General features: G+C 60.5%; 15 protein-coding genes. 4 read left to right on the top strand and 11 right to left on the bottom strand.

All coding sequences use genetic code 11. The features are described from left to right. Positions 1 to 103 precede the first annotated feature (103 nt). From AC6I8V_RS09750 to AC6I8V_RS09715, 8 genes are read right to left on the bottom strand one after another with little or no spacing between them, the layout of a single operon-like run. The gene (locus AC6I8V_RS09750) at positions 104 to 1,744 is read right to left on the bottom strand and encodes an AMP-binding protein (protein ID WP_497845660.1); all 1,641 of its coding nucleotides are present in this window, start codon (positions 1,742 to 1,744) and stop codon (positions 104 to 106) included. Next, positions 1,719 to 2,966, bottom strand: a complete 1,248-nt coding sequence (locus AC6I8V_RS09745; RefSeq protein WP_497845659.1) for an MSMEG_0569 family flavin-dependent oxidoreductase — start codon at positions 2,964 to 2,966, stop codon at positions 1,719 to 1,721. The genes AC6I8V_RS09750 and AC6I8V_RS09745 overlap by 26 nt, the downstream gene beginning before the upstream one ends. 17 nt (positions 2,967 to 2,983) lie before the next feature. Beyond that, positions 2,984 to 3,274 (bottom strand): MSMEG_0570 family nitrogen starvation response protein, encoded by a 291-nt coding sequence (locus AC6I8V_RS09740; protein ID WP_497845658.1) that lies wholly within the window; start codon positions 3,272 to 3,274, stop codon positions 2,984 to 2,986. Positions 3,275 to 3,288: 14 nt separating this feature from the next. After that, positions 3,289 to 4,248 carry a sll0787 family AIR synthase-like protein gene (locus AC6I8V_RS09735; RefSeq protein ID WP_497845657.1) on the bottom strand — a complete coding sequence of 320 codons (960 nt, stop codon included), beginning with the start codon at positions 4,246 to 4,248 and terminating at the stop codon, positions 3,289 to 3,291. Next, a complete protein-coding gene (locus AC6I8V_RS09730; RefSeq protein WP_497845656.1) occupies positions 4,245 to 4,808 on the bottom strand; it encodes an MSMEG_0567/Sll0786 family nitrogen starvation N-acetyltransferase in 564 nt (187 codons plus the stop codon). Before AC6I8V_RS09730 ends, AC6I8V_RS09735 begins: the two co-directional genes overlap by 4 nt. 9 nt (positions 4,809 to 4,817) lie before the next feature. Continuing rightward, positions 4,818 to 5,924 carry an MSMEG_0568 family radical SAM protein gene (locus tag AC6I8V_RS09725; RefSeq protein WP_497845655.1) on the bottom strand — a complete coding sequence of 369 codons (1,107 nt, stop codon included), beginning with the start codon at positions 5,922 to 5,924 and terminating at the stop codon, positions 4,818 to 4,820. Beyond that, on the bottom strand, positions 5,884 to 6,876 hold the full coding sequence (locus tag AC6I8V_RS09720; RefSeq protein WP_497845654.1) for a Nit6803 family nitrilase: 993 nt from the start codon (positions 6,874 to 6,876) through the stop codon (positions 5,884 to 5,886). The genes AC6I8V_RS09725 and AC6I8V_RS09720 overlap by 41 nt, the downstream gene beginning before the upstream one ends. 12 nt (positions 6,877 to 6,888) lie before the next feature. Then, positions 6,889 to 7,371 carry an MSMEG_0572/Sll0783 family nitrogen starvation response protein gene (locus AC6I8V_RS09715; RefSeq protein WP_497845653.1) on the bottom strand — a complete coding sequence of 161 codons (483 nt, stop codon included), beginning with the start codon at positions 7,369 to 7,371 and terminating at the stop codon, positions 6,889 to 6,891. Positions 7,372 to 7,740: 369 nt separating this feature from the next. On the opposite strand from AC6I8V_RS09715, the gene AC6I8V_RS09710 reads away from it, so the two are divergent. Continuing rightward, the gene (locus AC6I8V_RS09710) at positions 7,741 to 9,144 is read left to right on the top strand and encodes an aminotransferase-like domain-containing protein (RefSeq protein ID WP_497845652.1); all 1,404 of its coding nucleotides are present in this window, start codon (positions 7,741 to 7,743) and stop codon (positions 9,142 to 9,144) included. Between the two features lie 9 nt (positions 9,145 to 9,153). On the opposite strand, the gene AC6I8V_RS09705 is transcribed toward AC6I8V_RS09710, so the two are convergent. Further along, the gene (locus AC6I8V_RS09705) at positions 9,154 to 10,407 is read right to left on the bottom strand and encodes an enolase C-terminal domain-like protein (RefSeq protein WP_497845651.1); all 1,254 of its coding nucleotides are present in this window, start codon (positions 10,405 to 10,407) and stop codon (positions 9,154 to 9,156) included. A 71-nt stretch (positions 10,408 to 10,478) separates the two neighbouring features. Further along, on the bottom strand, positions 10,479 to 11,183 hold the full coding sequence (locus AC6I8V_RS09700; protein WP_497845650.1) for a FadR/GntR family transcriptional regulator: 705 nt from the start codon (positions 11,181 to 11,183) through the stop codon (positions 10,479 to 10,481). Positions 11,184 to 11,469: 286 nt separating this feature from the next. Here AC6I8V_RS09700 and AC6I8V_RS09695 point away from each other — a divergent pair, with 286 nt between their 5' ends. The 3 genes from AC6I8V_RS09695 to idnD are packed head-to-tail and all read left to right on the top strand — an operon-like array spanning position 11,470 to position 14,673. After that, a complete protein-coding gene (locus tag AC6I8V_RS09695; protein ID WP_497845649.1) occupies positions 11,470 to 12,237 on the top strand; it encodes an SDR family oxidoreductase in 768 nt (255 codons plus the stop codon). A 25-nt stretch (positions 12,238 to 12,262) separates the two neighbouring features. Continuing rightward, positions 12,263 to 13,633 carry an MFS transporter gene (locus AC6I8V_RS09690; protein WP_497845648.1) on the top strand — a complete coding sequence of 457 codons (1,371 nt, stop codon included), beginning with the start codon at positions 12,263 to 12,265 and terminating at the stop codon, positions 13,631 to 13,633. Further along, positions 13,633 to 14,673, top strand: a complete 1,041-nt coding sequence (gene idnD / locus AC6I8V_RS09685) for an L-idonate 5-dehydrogenase (protein WP_497845647.1) — start codon at positions 13,633 to 13,635, stop codon at positions 14,671 to 14,673. Before AC6I8V_RS09690 ends, idnD begins: the two co-directional genes overlap by 1 nt. A 541-nt stretch (positions 14,674 to 15,214) precedes the next feature. Here idnD and AC6I8V_RS09680 read toward each other — a convergent pair. Further along, on the bottom strand, positions 15,215 to 16,330 hold the full coding sequence (locus AC6I8V_RS09680; RefSeq protein WP_497845646.1) for an ABC transporter substrate-binding protein: 1,116 nt from the start codon (positions 16,328 to 16,330) through the stop codon (positions 15,215 to 15,217). Between the last annotated feature and the right edge of the window lie 235 nt (positions 16,331 to 16,565).

The following is a 16,565-nucleotide window of genomic DNA, read 5'->3' as shown; positions in this document are numbered from 1 at the left end:
CAGATGTCTGGATAACAGGCTGCCTGTGGGGCAGCCGGGAAGCCACAATCTACCCACGCCAGATGACAGCGAGATGGCAGCGACAAAAGCGTGCGAACGCTGGCTAGCGTGCGGCGCTGACCATCTCACGGCGCAGGGTCTTGCCGGAAAACGTCTTTGGCACGCTGCTGACAAACCACACCCGCCGCACCAGCGCGTGGCGGCCACACTGCGCGCGCACCCGGTCGATCAGCAGGCGTTTCAGCTGGCGCTGACGCTCAACGCCCGCCACATCGGTCACCACATACAATCCCGGCATTTCCCCCAGCAGCGGATGCGCCAGACGTACCGCCACCGCCTCCAGCACGCCCTCCACATCCTGCACCGCGCGCTCGATCTCCACCGTGGATAACCGTTTGCCACCGGCATTGATCACATCGTCCATACGTCCGAGCAGCTGCACCGACCCATCGGCAAACTGCACCGCCCGATCCTGGGTCACATACAGCCAGCTGCCTGCGTCATAACGCCAGTAGCGCTGGTCGTGATCGACGTCGTCACGCCACAGCGTCAACATGCCGCCCGGCCCGAGGGTATCACGCACCACCAGCATACCGGGTTCGCCGGGCGCACAGGGTAAACCGGAGAGATCCTGCCGCACCTCCAGCTGACGCGGCGCCACCGGCAGCAGACGCGCGCCCGCTCCCGCCAGCATCGGCCAGCCGCTTTCGGTCTGCCAGTAATGATTGTTCACCGGCAAACCCTGCTGCATTAGCCAGTCAGACGTCGGGGCATCCAGCGGCTCACCGGCGAGAAACAGCCCGCGCAGCTGCGGCAGCGCCACCCTGGGCGCACCCTGCTGGCGCGCCAGCCGCATCGCCCCCGGAATGGTCAGCAGATGGGTCACGCCCAGCTGTTGCAGCACACGCCACCAGCGTTGTCCCGGCGCATTATGCGGGCTGGCCTCCATCAGCACCGTGGTCGCGCCCGCCAGCAACGGCGCATAGATGCCATAGTTATGCCCGGTCACCCAGCCGACATCGGCGGTGGTAAAGAATCGATCATCGGCGCGGAACTGAAACAGCCGCTCCAGCGACGCCAGCAGCGCCACGCCATATCCCCCGGTATCGCGCACAATGCCTTTCGGCGTGCCGGTGGTGCCGGAGGTAAACAGAATATGGGACGGCGCATCGGATGGCAGCGCCGCGCACGGCAGCCAGTCTCCCGCGGGCAGGTTATCGGCCAGGCACAGCAACAGCGCTGCTGCCGCCGCCTCACGACACAAAGCTTCGCTGGCGGCGCTGCACAGCAGCACGCGCGGTTCACAGGCGGCAATGCGTTGCGCCAGCGGCGTGGCGGCACTCATCGCCGTCACCACCACATGAATCGCCCCCAGACGCGCGCAGGCCAGCATCGCGGCAGCCGCCAGCGGCCCGTTTGGCAGGCAGATCATCACCCGGTCGCCACGTTCGACGCCCCGCTGCCGCAACGCCTGCGCCACCGCCAGCATCTGCCCCATCAACTGCCGATAGCTGACGGCGGTCTCAACTCCGTGACGATCGATATGGATAATGGCGGTTTTCTCCCCGTGCCGGGGCAGATGGCGATCCAGCGCGTTATGACACAGATTGGTGCGCCCGCCGACAAACCAGCGCTGGCGCGGCCCGCCGTTATCCATTTGCCGTAGCTGTTGCCACGGGGTAAACCAGTCGAGGCGGGCGGCCTGCGTCTGCCAGTCATCATCCGGCGCGGGACATGCGTGCATCGCGTACCTCCGCCTGCATCTGCGCCGCCAGGTACTGCGCATCGTCGCCAACGCCTTCAAAACGCCCCGATCCCCAGGTCCACAGCCACGGCAGACCAAGAAAATAGAGGCCCGGCACCTCAGAGACGCCACGCTGATGGCGCGGATAGCCCTGATCGTTGAAGGCAGGCAGATCGATCCAGCTGAAATCAGTGTGAAAGCCAACCGCCCAGATAATGGCCGACACCGCGCTGAGATCCACCTGCGCCATCATCTCAGATGGCTGCCACAGCGGCTGATAACGCGGCTCCTGCGGCGCATCGATGCCCCGCTCGCCAATCCACTGGTCGATGCTGTCCTTAATCTTCTGCGAGGTGGCATCGGCCACATCAAGGTTACGCGCCAGGTCATCCGCCACCCGCAGACGGCCATCCTGATAATCGAGCAGACGGCCATACAGTTTCATGCCCTGCAAGGCAAAGGCGCGCAGATCGATATCGCGGCCACCATCACGCCCGGTGACGTAGTGATTGGTCTTACGCCGGGCGTCTTCCCCCAGCGGGTGGTCATCTACCGTCAGACGGTAGTGGCCCATATCCTCCAGCCACGCCACCACATCGCGACCGCGATAAAATCGCGCCACGCGCGGCGCGCTGCCGACGCACAGATGCACCTGCCGCCCGCTGAGATGCAGATCTTCCGCGATCTGCGCGCCGGACTGCGCCGACCCCACCACCAGCACCTCACCCTCGGGCAGCTGATCGGCATTGCGATAGGCGGAAGAGTGCACCTGCGCGATATGCGCGGGCAGCTGCGCGGCGATGGCTGGCAAGCGCGGCTGATGATAGTTGCCCACCGCCACGACCACCCGATCGGCGCTGTATGGCCCGGCGGAGGTGGCGAGATAAAAACGCGCGCCCTGCTGCGTGACGCTCGTGACATTCACCCCCTCGCGCAGCGGTGCGTTAAAGCTGGCGGCGTAGCGGCGCAGATAATCGATGATCTGATCTTTCACCATAAAGCCGTGCGGATCGTCGCCATCATAAGGAAAGCCCGGCAAGCGACATTGCCAGTTCGGCGTCACCAGACAGAAGCTGTCCCAGCGCTGGGTGTGCCACGCCCAACCCATCATATTGCGTTCCAGAATGAGGTGACTAACCCCCTGCTGTGTCAGGCACCAGCTCATTGCCAGTCCGGCCTGACCGCCGCCGATGATGATCACCGGATAGTGTTGCGTTTGCATAACAGGCTCCCAGACAATTAACCGGCTACCGGCACGATAGCTTCAACGGTGACCGCTTGTTCCGGCGCAAACTGCGCCGCCTTCGCCATGATGGCTGCCGACTGGTCCTGGGCGCTGGAGCAGTGAAAACCAAACTTTGCCGCCACGCGGGCGCTGGCCTCTTCCAGCGCCCGCTGAGTCACGCTGACAAACTCGGTCACCGTGTAGGGATGCTGAATTTTCAGGTGCTTTTCGATGGTGGTAGAGGGTGAGTAACAGGTTTCTTTGCTGCCGTCCGGCCAGCAGACGATAAAATGCATCGCAGGCATGGTGTTCTCCTCTGCTACCGGCGCATACCGGTAAGCGGTTGATGTTGCAGATCCCAGAAACAGGCAGATTCATGCTGCCGCTCCACGATCAATTGTTGTTGCGCATGAAAACGGCCGACATGGGCGATGCTGATGTCGCAGGCGGCAAAATGGCGCATCACCGTTTCCCGCTGCGCTGGCTCGCACACCAGCAAAAAGCCGAAGCTGGGAAAGGCGCATAACCAGTCGTGCCAGTCGCAGCCTGCGGGTTTGGGGATGGCGCTGAGATCCAGCGTGACGCCGCATTGCGCGCTCTCCAGCAGCATCACCAGCGTGCCGAGCAGTCCGGCCTGGCTGATATCCTTCGCCGCCACCAGCGCACCGGCTTCCGCCAGCGTCGGTAACAGCGCCAGCGCGGCGCGCAGCTGCGCGGGATCGGCGGCGGTCGCGGCATCCCAGTTGAGACCCGGCGGATGCCAGCGTCCCGCCAGATTGATCGCCACCAGCAGATCCTGCCCAGGCTGGACGGCAAAGCTGTCAAGCAGGCGCTGCGCCCGTCCGGCAATCGCCACCGCCAGCTGCGGCTGGTTGCTGCGCAGATTGGTATGACCGCCCACCACCGGCACCTGATACGCCAGCGAGGCGGCGCGCATCCCGGCCAGCAGCGCGCTGGCGTGCGGACCCGCATCGCTCCAGAGCGCATTGACCACCGCCAGCGGCCGTCCTCCCATCGCCGCAATGTCGCTGACGTTGACCATCACGCCACACCAGCCAGCAAACCAGGGGTCGGCCGCAACAAATCCGTTGATAAAGCCCTCCATCGCCAGCAGCAGATAACCCTCGCCGTCAGCTAGCACCGCGCTGTCGTCACCGTTGCTGAACGGATGCGGCCAGCTGCCCGCCAGCGCGGCGGCCACCTGCTGAATATCGCGTTTATGGGCGATGCCGCTGTGCTCACGCACCTGTGCCAGCAGCGCCTCCAGCGCCGCGCTCATGCCGCACCGCCGGTCAGCAGCGGTGCCAGCTCACGCGGGTTCAGACGTGGCCGGATATTCAGCACCATGCCGCTGTGCGGGTCGTGACACGGCGGATAGTGCGCCAGATCCGCCTGCATCCGGACATGCGGCATACCGCGCAGCGTCATGCTGTCGAGGGTGTGCCAGTGCAGGCGACGAAACAGCAGCTCATTTTGTTGCTGCACGTCGGCATAGAACGCGTCACATCCCAGCGCGTTGGCGCTGCTGACCGCCAGGCGGATCAGGGCGGAACCGAGCTGACCCTGACGGCGAAAACGTTCATCCACCGCCAGCCGCGAACCACACCACACCCGCGCCGCGCGGCGATGAATACGCACCGTGCCCACCACTTCCTCGTGCCAGCCCGCGCAGCTGCCAAGCGCCACCAGCAGCTGGGCGCTGTCGTCAATGGCATCGCGATCGTCCTGCTCGAACAGCGCCTGTTCCTGGCAAAACACCCGTCGCCGCAGCGCGTAGGCCTGTTCGCGCTCCCACGGCAATGTCACCCACTTCACGGTGTAATTGGGATAGCTGAACATCGATCCTCCTCAGGCTACCGCCTGCTCGAAACTGGACAGCGAGGAGCAGGCACCGCAGCGGCCGCAGCCTGCTTTGATGTCGCTGGAACGCAGCTGCCCCTGGCGCAGCATATTGCCGAGCGGTTGCAGGATGGCCGACATAAAGGCCGCGTCAGGCGCCGGATGGCTGGCCAGCGGCGTACCGCTGATCGGCACGAAGGGCACCACAAACGGGTAGACCCCCAGATCGATCAGGGTGGCCGACAGCGACAGGATCGCCTCCGGCGTATCACCGAGACCGGCGAGGATATAGGTGCTGACCTGGCCGCGCCCGAACACCGCCACCGCGCTGGCAAACGCTTCAAGGTAATAGGTCAGCGAGACCTGCGCTTTGCCCGGCATGATGCGCGCCCGCACCGCCGGCGTGACCGCCTCCAGATGCATACCCAGCGCATCGATGCCGGCATCTTTCATATGCTGAAACCAGCGGAAATCGCCGGGCGGCTCGCACTGCCCCTGCAATGGCAGATCCACCGCCGCTTTAATCGCCTCAGCGCTCTCCACCATAATGCGCGCACCGCGATCGCTGCCGGACGGCGTGCCGGTGGTCATCACCATATGTTTAACCCCGTCCAGCTCCACCGCCGCTTTGGCGACCTCGGCCAGCTGCTGCGGCGTTTTACGCGCGATGGTGCGCCCCGCCGCCAGCGACTGGCCGATGGCGCAGAACTGGCAGGCTTTGGCGCGGTTTTCATAGCGGATGCAGGTCTGCAACACCGTCGTCGCCAGCACATCGGTGCCGTGCAGCGTGGCGATCTGCGAATAGGGCGTGCCATCGGCGGTGTGCAGATCGTAAAAACGCGGTCTTTGCGCCACGGTGATCTCCCGCACCGGGATGGTGTTTTTCAGCAGCCGGGTGCGATCGCCATCGTGCTCCATCTGCCACGGCGAATGATGGGCGCTGCGGGTGTAGATCGGCACCATCACCGTGACGCCATCAATGGTGACGGCCTGGTGATCCGAGGGACCGGCTCCGCCCTGACGGCTGACGTGCTGTTCGGTGGGATTCACCACCCGCACGCCCTGGGTCAGGAGTTCAGTGATCAGTTGCTGTCTGGACAGGTTGGCTGCGCTCATTTTCCTCTCCCGCAGGTTGTGATGCGTAAACGGCGTAGTGGGCTGGACGATCGTCAATGTGCAGGCTGAGCAGTTCCGGGCGCGCATAATGGCCAACAGAATCCATCATGCGTTTGCGCTTGGTGATCAGCGACATATCAAGATCGGCGAGCAGAATGCCTTCCCCTTCGGTCAGCGGCGGCACCAGATGCCGTCCTTCCGGCGAGATAATGGCGGTATGGCAGCCGCCGCGCAGTCCCTTTTGCAGCGCCGGATCGGGGGTGAGTTCCTCAATCTGCGCCTCGGTGAGCCAGCCGGTGGCGTTGATCACAAAGCAGCCCGACTCCAGCGCGTGGTGGCGAATGGTGACCTCCATCTGCTCGGCAAAGATCGGGCCGACCAGCGAACCGGGAAACTGACTGCAATGGATCTCTTCGTGCTGCGTCATCAGGCTGTAGCGCGCCAGCGGGTTGTAGTGTTCCCAGCAGGCCAGCGCCCCGACGCGTCCCACCGCGCTCCCGACCACTTTCAGCCCAGCGCCATCGCCCTGGCCCCAAATCATGCGTTCGTGATAGGTCGGGGTGATTTTGCGGCGCTTCAGCAGCAGCTCGCCGCTGGCGTCAAAGATCAGCTGGCTGTTGTAGAGCGTGCCGCGATCGCGTTCATTGACGCCCAGCACCACCACGATACGGCGCATCCGGGCGCGTTCCGCCACCGCGTGGGTGATCGGCCCCGGCACCTCAACCGCCTGTTCGTAAAGTTTCAGGTGCGCTTTTCCGGCGACCATCGCCGGGGTGATAAACGAGAAATAGGGGTAATAGGGAACGAAGGTTTCGGGAAACACCACGATCTCCGCGCCCTGTGCGGCGGCCTGATCAATTGCGTCGAGGACACGGGCCAGCGTCCTGCTGGCCTCATGCAAATCCGGCGCGATCTGAACGGCGGCGGCACGCACGATGCGTGACTCGGCCATGACGCGCCTCCGTTACATGGTCCAGGTATCGATGATCAGCGCGTTATCACGGCTGTGCAGCAGCTTGAGGTCCAGCACGTCCAGCGGGTTGATGGCGCGGATACCCTCAATCAGCGAAGGTTCGCCGTGACCATATAACGCCTGCAACGCAAAGCGGCAGGCGTAGACTTTGCCGCCTTCGGCCATAAATTTGGTCAGCTGGTTGTTGTAGTTCTGATGGCCGGGAAAGGCTTCGGCCCCCAGCGTCGGGAAACCGCGCTGCACGCCAAGCGTGACGCCCGGCCCGTACAGCAGGATCGAGGTTTCGAAGCCTTTGCGTTGCAGACGGGTGGCCTGCAACATATTCACGAAGCCAATCGATCCCTCAAATGCCACGGTGTGGAAGGTGACCAGCGCCTTCTGACCGGGTTCGGCTTTCACATCCTCAAACACCTTCTCTTCGTAATCTACCAGGTAATCACCGGTCTTATGGGCAGGCATCGTTACTGTTGGCATGGTGTGCTCCAGAATATTGTCGTTAGCGGCAGGAACTCAGGTTCCCCGTTGCAGTGCAGCGTGTGGCCCTGCATGACAGATATTCAGCAACCGCCGTGCCAGCGTAAAAAACGGCGATGCAATCAAGCGCCCATCATTTGCTCAAATAAACGGCAAAAAAATTTTCTTATCCGCTGCGGCTGCGCATTTCGTCGCGGATGCGCTGCGGAAAAGCGGCTGCGCCTGCACCAGATTGATGCTTTTTTGCACCATTGATGCACACAGAAAAGAATCATGATGCAATCATTGATGCAATCAAGTTTCGCGTTGATCTGCCCTGCCGTTCTGTGCCATCAATAGCTTTCCTGCCCCCTTTTTACGGAGTGCCTGATGTCCACCACGCTCTATACCCGCTGGGCGCAGCAACTGCATCAGCAGTCGCAGCGACCTGCCTATCTGCTGATTGCCGACCTGATTGCCGAAGGCATCAATAGCGGAGAATTACAGCCACGCGATCGCCTGCCGCCGCTGCGCGATCTGGCACTGGCACTGGCGCTGAATTACACCACGGTGACGCGCGGTTATGCCGAGGCCCGCCGTCGTGGTTTGATCGATTCACGCCCCGGCATGGGCAGTTTTGTGCGCGGCAAAGTACCCAGCATCCCGCTGAATGGCGGCAGCAGTTATGAAATGACCATGAATGCGCCGATTGAGCCGGAAGGCCTGGTGATTGAAGAGGCGATGCGCAGCGGCGCCCTCAACCTGTTCAGCAGCAGCGATATGCTGAGTCTGATGCGTTACCAGGATTTTGGCGGCAGCGCGGAAGATAAGGCGGTGGCGATGCAGTGGCTCAGCCGCAGCCTGGTGGTGCGCGATCGGGAAGAGGTGCTGGTTTGTCCGGGCATCCATAGCGCCCTGGTGGGGCTGGTGACGCTGCTCGGGCGCAAAGGTGGCGTGATCTGCCTGAGCGATCTGGTGTATCCGGGCATCAAGGCCATCGCCAGCCAGCTGAATATCACCCTGCATGCCCTGCCGTGCGACGAGAGCGGCCCGCTGCCGCGCGCGTTTGAAGATCGCTGTCGGCTGGGCGGCGTCAGCGCGTTGTATATCAACCCGACCATGCAAAATCCCTCCACCCTGACCATCCCGCTGCATCGCCGCGAATCGCTGGCTGAGATCGCCCGCCGCTATAGCGTGCCGATTATTGAGGACGATGCCTACGCCGCACTGCCGACGAAAACGCTGCCGACCTTTGCCGAACTGGTGCCGGAAATTACCTGGTATGTCACCGGTCTGTCGAAGTGTTTTGGGCCGGGGCTGCGTATTGCCTGGGTCAAAGGGCCGGGCAAACGCGCCACCCAGCTGCTGGCGGGCGCGCTGCGGGCGCTGACGGTGATGTCGAGTCCGGTCACCAATGCGCTGGCGCGTCAGTGGATCACCGATGGCACGGCCGAACGGATGCTGCTGGCGATCCGCCAGGAGGCGCGGGTGCGGCAACAACTGGCCGCAACCTGGCTGGCGGGAGTGCCTTTCCGCGCCGATGCGGAGGGCTTCCATCTCTGGCTGCCGTTGCCGAAAGCGTTGCGCTGGAACCCCTCGGACGCCGCCGTGCAGCTGCGTGAGCAAGGGGTCAGCGCGGTGTCCAGCGCGGCGTTCTGTACCGATAACAACCCGCCGGATGCGCTGCGCCTGTGTCTCGGCGGCACGGCATCACGCCAGCAATGTGAAGAGAACCTCAGGACGGTCGCCGATATGCTTGAGCATCCCCATCATTTCGCCAGCGTGGTGTTGTAGCCGAATCTGCTAGGGGCGCGCGGCGGTGCCGTCCGGCAAACGCGCGTTGGTCCACTCCGGGATGCCGCCTGAGACCGGGTATCTGGCCGCCTGTTGCAGATCGATATCCACCCCCAGCCCCGGTCGGTTGCTCAGGTAGGCGTAACCGCGATCGATTTCCGGGCAGCCTGGGAACACCTCCTGCAACGCCTCGTTCACCGGCGTGTACTCCTGAATACCGAGGTTGGTGATGCTCAGATCGATATGCAGATTGGCCGCCACGCCAATCGGTGAGATGTCGCCCGGTCCGTGCCAGGCGGTTCTGACGCCGTACAGCTCGGCAAAGGTCGCCAGCTTTTTCGCCGGGGTGATACCGCCGATGGTGCTGACGTGACAGCGGATATAATCGATCAGCTGATTCTCGATCAACGGTTTCCACTCATTGATCTGGGTAAACAGCTCGCCCATCGCCACCGGCGTGCTGCTCTGCGCCCGCAGTTTCTTCAGCCAGCCGATATTTTCCGGCGCTACCGGATCTTCCAGGAAGAACAGCTGATAAGGTTCGAGAGATTTTGCCATCTGGATCGCCGCAATCGGCGTGATGCGTTCGTGAACATCATGGATAAATTCAACGCCAAAACCGATCTTGTTACGCAGATGGTCAAACAGACGCGGCACGGCGCGCGCGTAGGCATCCGGGTCAAAATAGACGCCGGGCGTCTGGCTGCGCGGTGACACTTTCGGCTGAATGTTTCTGGCGCGCGACAGCTTGCCCGCGATCAGGCGCAGGTCATCGGTGCCTGCGCCGCCGTACATCCCCATCTGGCAGCGGACATACTGATAACCCTCTTCCATCCGCGCGCGGATATTGTCTTCCACCTCGATTTCGTCCGCGCCGTCGCAGTGCCGATAGAGCGCGATGCCGTCACGGCATTTGCCACCCAGCAGTTCATACACCGGCAGGTTCGCGACTTTGCCTTTCAGATCCCACAGCGCCATATCCATGCCCGACAGCGCATTGTTCATCACCGGGCCATTGCGCCAGTAGCCGCTGACCGCCGCCGACTGCCACAGATCCTCAATACGGCTCGGGTCTTTACCGATCAGGAAAGGTTTAATGTAATTTTCGATAGCGGCGGCCACCGCGAAAATGCGCTGGGTAAAGGTGGCGCAGCCAAGGCCATATAATCCCGGTTCGCTGGTCTCAATCTTTACCACCACCAGATCAATGCCGCCGGGGGCAGTGAGTATGGTTTTGACGTCGGTAATCTTCAGCTCACTCATGAAATCCTCACTTATCCTGTATGATGTCCTACATGTTAATCGGTAAAAAAAGCCCGCAGCCGGGCTGTAGATTATGAACTGTGGCGCACGTCCTCGATGGCATGGACGTTATGCGTCATGGCACCGTTCAGCGTTTCGGTTGCCAATGCCGCATCGCGGTTCTTCAGCGCCATAAAAACTTTGATGTGCGCTTCCACGCTCTCCAGCGTCACCCCCAGTACCCGGTTCAGCTCCTCCAGGTAGTGGACGTAGATGCCTTTCAGGGACTCCATCACATGGATAAACACCTTGTTATGGGAGGCCTTGACGATCGCCAGGTGAAAATCGTAGTCAGCCAGCGAATATTTTTTGTAATCATCACGACTGACCAGCATCCGGTTCAGCGCTTTCTCCAGCGCCTGCACGTCGTCGTCCGTCGCGTTCTGCACCGCCAGCTCCATGCAGCGAAACTCGACGGTCTGACGGAACACCCGCATATCATCAAACTCTTCCTGCGACAGATGCAGGATGGGCGCGTTATCGTTGAAGGCGTCGTAACGCGTCAGGTCGCGCGTCACGTAGGTGCCCTTCCCCTGATGCGTCACCACCACGCCTAAATCACGCAGCTTCTGCACCGCGCTTCTGACGCTGACGCGACTCACCTGGAAGGTGGCGGTCAGCTCCGCTTCCGACGGCAGCTTGCAGCCAGACTCCCACACACCATTCTGGATGTTCTGCTTCATCTGTTCATAGATAACGTCGACCACGTTATGTTTCTGGATACTCTCGAGGCTCACCGGTTTTGCTCACTTGTCCTACATGTTCCCGTTTTTAACGTTTCAGCAGGCGGCTGACAAGCAAAAAATTGCAGCCACCGAAAAAAATCCTGCCGAAAAAAACCGCTAACCCACTGAAACCAGAAAAAATAGCCGTAAATCAGCCCGCTCGCCACGCCTGTCAGCCAACGCAAAATCTGTGATGCCGCCTGCAATTATTTTTCAACGCAATTGCTGTCATTTCGCGCATATCGTAAAACGTCAGCAAGCAACTTGTTAGTCATGTTACATGAAAGGATGAATTCTTATGCAGAACCTTTTTAACCTGAGCGGTAAAACGGCGCTTATCACCGGGTCAACCCGCGGCCTGGGACTGGCGTATGCGCAGGGCCTGGCGCAGGCCGGGGCGCAGGTCATTCTGAACGGTACGCGGGAAGCGCCGATGCAGCAGGCGCTGAGCCAGCTGGCAGACCAGGGCTTTACCGCGCGCGGTTTTCTGTTTGACGTCGCCGATGAGGCGGAGATCGAAGCGGTGTTTGCCCGGCTGGATGCGGAACAGATCCATGTCGATATCGTGATCAATAACGCCGGGATTCAGTTTCGCAAACCGATGCTGGAACTGGCGCTCGCCGACTGGCAGCGCGTGCTGGATGTCAACCTCACCAGCGCCTTTCTGGTGGCGCGCGCTGCGGCCCGCCGCATGGTGGCGCGCAACAGCGGCGGCAAGATCATCAATATCGGCTCGCTCACCAGCGAAGCCGCCCGCGCCACCGTTGCGCCCTACACCGCCGCGAAAGGCGGCATCAAACTGCTGACCAAATCGATGGCGGCGGAATGGGCGGCGTTCAATATTCAGACCAACGGTATCGGGCCGGGCTACATCCTCACGGATATGAACGCCGCGCTGGTCGACAACGAAGAGTTCAATAAATGGGTATGCAGCAGCAACCCTTCTGGCCGCTGGGGCAAACCCGAGGAGCTGATCGGCACCGCGGTATATCTGGCCTCTGACGCCTCAAATTATGTGAACGGTCAGATGATCTATGTGGATGGCGGCTGGCTGGCAACGCTTTAAATAACAACAACGCTAAAGGCTGAATATGAAACCCTCTCGTACCCGACTTTCGGTGCTGACAATGCTGTTTGTTGTCACCGCCATTAATTATATGGACCGGGCTAACCTCTCCGTGGCCGGTTCTCATATCCAGGGCGATTTTTTCCTGTCCGCCACGCAACTCGGTTTACTGTTTTCGATGTTTACCTGGTTCTATGCCATGAGCCAGATCCCCGTCGGCTACCTGCTGGATCGGATTGGATCGCGCTGGCTGTACGGCAGCGCCATCGTATTATGGAGCCTGTTTACCCTGTTGATGGGGCTGGCTTCGCACCATTTTTTCACCACCGCAACCGCCTCGTTTATGATGTTGCTGGTGTGCCGCGCGTTGATCGGCATCGCGGAAGCCCCCTCTTTCCCCTCCAACACCAAGATTATCGCCACCTGGTTTCCTGACCATGAGCGCGCCCGCGCCACTGCGACCTATTCCAGCGCGCAATATATCGGGCTGGCGCTGCTGACGCCGGCGTTATCCTTTATCGTCAGCAAATGGGGCTGGGAAATGTCGTTCTACATTTCTGGCCTGGTGGGGATAGTGTTCGGGATTTACTGGCTGCTGGTCTATCGCGATCCGCAGCATAGCGCGCGCGTCAATGATGCAGAGCTGGCGGTGATCCGTCAGGGCGGCGGCTATGGTTCAGCTAATCAGCAGCAGCAAAACGCCCGCGTTAACTGGCCGTCGGTGCGTTTTATCCTGCGTCAGCGCATCACCTGGGGGTTGTTTATCGCCCAGTTTGCCGCCTCCTCGACCCTCTACTTCTTCCTGACGTGGTTTATTGTTTATCTGGAAAAAGGGCTGCACCTGTCGATCGATAAAGCCGGGATCGGCGCAATGTTCCCCTACCTGATGGCGATGGCGGGTGTGCTTTGCGGCGGTACGCTGAGCGATATGCTGCTGAAGCGCGGACGCAGCCGCACCTTTGCGCGTAAGCTGCCGGTGATGGCGGGCATGTTGCTGACCTGCTCCATCGCGCTGGTGAATTTTTTCCAGGATAGCCCGGCGATTGCCATTGGCATTTTGTCGGTGGCGTTCTTCGCCAATGCTTTCTCCAACCTCGGCTGGGTCGTGTGTAGCGATGTGATCCCACGCCATCTGATTGGCACCATCGGCGGCTTCCTGAATATTTTTGGCAATCTGTCCGGCATCGTCAGCCCGATCATTATTGGCGTCATCCTGCAACGCACGCAGAATTTCCAGTATGCGATGTGGTATATCGCCGCCGTCGCGCTCTGTGGTTTTCTGGCTTACCTGCTGCTGGTGGGCAGAATCGAGGTGCTCACGCCCCCCGGTGAAAAAGCCACGCCCCATCCGGACCCACGTTTTGCGCCCCCTTCCAGTACACAGAGAGAAGCATAATGCAGCAGAAAACAGTTAAAGCGGTTGTCGTCAGCGCCGCGCATCAGGTGAGCTGTGAAACCCGCAACATCGAATGGCACGATAATCAGGTGCTGGTGCGCGTTGAGCGTGGCGGCATCTGCGGCTCCGATATTCATTATTATCAGCATGGCCGCGCGGGGATGTCGGTACTGAAATCCCCGATGGTGCTCGGCCATGAGTTTGTCGGCATTGTCGATCAGGCGCCTGCCGACAGCGGTTTGCAGCCGGGTCAGCGCGTCGCCATCAACCCTTCTCAGCCGTGCCAGCAATGCACGTTTTGTCTGGAGGGGAAACAGAATCTGTGCCGTTCGATGCGTTTTATGGGCAGCGCCCAGTTTTTCCCGCACGTTAACGGCGGTTTCGCGGAGTATGTCGCGGTAAACCCGGTGCAGTGCATTCCCTATAGCGACAAGGCGGATGCAAAAATCATTGCCTTTGCCGAGCCGCTGGCCGTCTGTATTCATGCGGTGCGTCAGGCCGGGGATTTGACCGGCAAGCGGGTGCTGGTTACCGGTGCCGGTCCGATTGGTTGCCTGGTGATTGCAGCCGCGCTGGCCGCCGGCGCCACCGAGGTGATGGCGACTGATATCAGCGAACGCTGCCGCAGCCTGGCGCAGCAGATGGGAGCCAGCCAGACGCTGGACCCGCGCGCCACCGAGATGACCAGCGGCTGGACGGAGAATGGCGGTGCTTTTGATGTGTGCTTTGAAGCCTCCGGCGCTGCCTCTGCCGTGGCCTCCGCCGTCGGTTTCACCCGCCCCGGCGGCATCATTGTGCAGCTCGGCATGGGCGCGCCTGAGGTGAATTATCCGGTCGGCCCGCTGCTGGTGAAGGAAATTCAGCTGCGGGGATCGTTCCGCTTCACCACCGAATTCACCACGGCGGTGCGCTGGCTGGAGTCCGGGAAGATCAATCCGCTGCCACTGCTGTCCGCCGAGATAGCGATGAGCGAGGCAGTCAGTGCGCTGGAGCTGGCGTCAGACAAAGAACGCGCGGCAAAAGTACAGCTGGTTTTCTGACGCGGCGAAAAAAGGCGGAGTGGTAAGCTCCGCCTTGATTCAAGTTCCGGTCAGTGAGCCTGACCAGTCAGTTGCAAAAGGGCAACGATGATCTGCAAGATGACCCGGACTAAATCCAGCAGTAATCTAATCAGTTCCATCACTTTCCTTCTCCTCTGACAGGAGCGCGCCTTACGGCATCCGGGACTTTGACTCCACCCGCCGGACGCCTCAGCACAGCGGTGAGGAGTGCTGAGCGACGCTCATTGTGAAAGCCACAGGCCAGCACCACCTGGTACCTGCCGGGATTTACAAACCGCGCCCCTGGGAGTCGTCAGCAAACAATGAGGTTACGCCCGACACTCAACAACTGTATAACCATACAGTATTCTTGCGAAACTTGAAATCTTTCTCTGCACAATTTATCATCGGTTTTGTGAGGAGTGCTGAGCACCCCGTTTACCACGCGGTTACCAGCCAAAGGGTGAACAGAAAAAAAGGATTTGGCGTTAATGCCAAATCCTTTTTTATTGCCTGCGATTTACCCGACCCAACGGGATTTTCAGGACTTATCAGCCGGTAACGTTACCCAGTAGCCTGGCTGATACGGCAGCGGCAGGAACTTCTGGTGGAATTCACGGAAGGTCGCATCCGGATCGAGATCGGCAAACAACGCCGGGTGCAGCCATTTCGCCAGCGCCTGAATGGCGACAAACTGATATGGGCTGTCGTAGAACTGATGCCAGATGGCATGTGCGTTGCCGTTATGCGCCACCGGCAGGGTTTTAAACGCGTCGCGCATCATCAGGGTACGCAGACGCGCTTCCGCTTCTTTGGTATCGGCCCCCGGCCCCACACCCACCCATTTGCCCACGGTGTTGTAGTTTTTCCAGTTCGCGCCGGTCACCACCACCACATCCGGCTGGCTGGCAATGATCTGCTCCGGATTGAGGGTGCCGAAGGTGCCGGGGATCAGGTCCTTCGCGATATTATTGCCACCCGCGATCTCAACCATCTGACCGAAGTTTTCATCACCGAATGACATGCAGCACTCATCGCTATAGCCCCCGGCGCGGTCAATCATCACTTTCGGGCGTTTGCCGTTAACGTTCTTCAGACGGTCGGTCACCAGCGCGATTTGCGCACGGCGGAAAGCGATGATGTCTTCAGCACGCTGCGGCTTATCCACCAGCTCGCCCATAATGCGGATACTTTGTTCCGCGTGCTCCATCGGCTTCTCGCGGAAATCGATAAACACCACCGGGATGCCCACCGCCTGTAACTTCTCGATCAGCTTGCCTTCATCGGTAGCCGCTTTTGATTCGAGGTTCATCAGCACCAAATCCGGTTTCAGCGTCAGCGCCTGCTCGATATTGAAGGTGCCATCCTTCGCGCCGCCAAAGGTCGGCAGCTGTTTGATTTGCGGATACTGCTTTTCATACGCCATGTAGCCGTCGTAATCCGCTTTGTGGAAATCATCGCGCCAGCCAACCACGCGCTGGAATGGCGCAGCGGTATCGAACGCCGCCAGCAGATACATCTGCCGTCCTTCCCCGAGAATAATGCGTTTTGACTCCTGCGCGACCTCCACCTGGCGACCGGCAACGTCAGTAATGATTTTGGCGGACGCACTCCCCGCCACCGTCAGCAACCCCAGCGCCAACATCCATTTTTTCATGTTATCTACCCATACAAATGATAATGATTATTATTAATGTGTTTCGCGGCGTCACTATTACCTGGCGGGCGCAAAATGGAAAGCCCCGGTGTAACATTTTTTTACATCGCTGCGGCTGTGCAATCGCTCACAAAACGCCTCCCTTTCGTGAAAAGCCTCACAGCACCCCGTGCAATTGCCCAGGTAATCGCCGCCATTTACTGCATTTTGGCTAATGCGTAAACAAAAGGTGAAG

The organism is Pantoea sp. X-Soil-TKNS-1207, assembly GCF_059730485.1.
The sequence above is the reverse complement of the archived record's forward strand: the minus strand, read 5'-3'. Positions and strand labels throughout refer to the sequence as shown.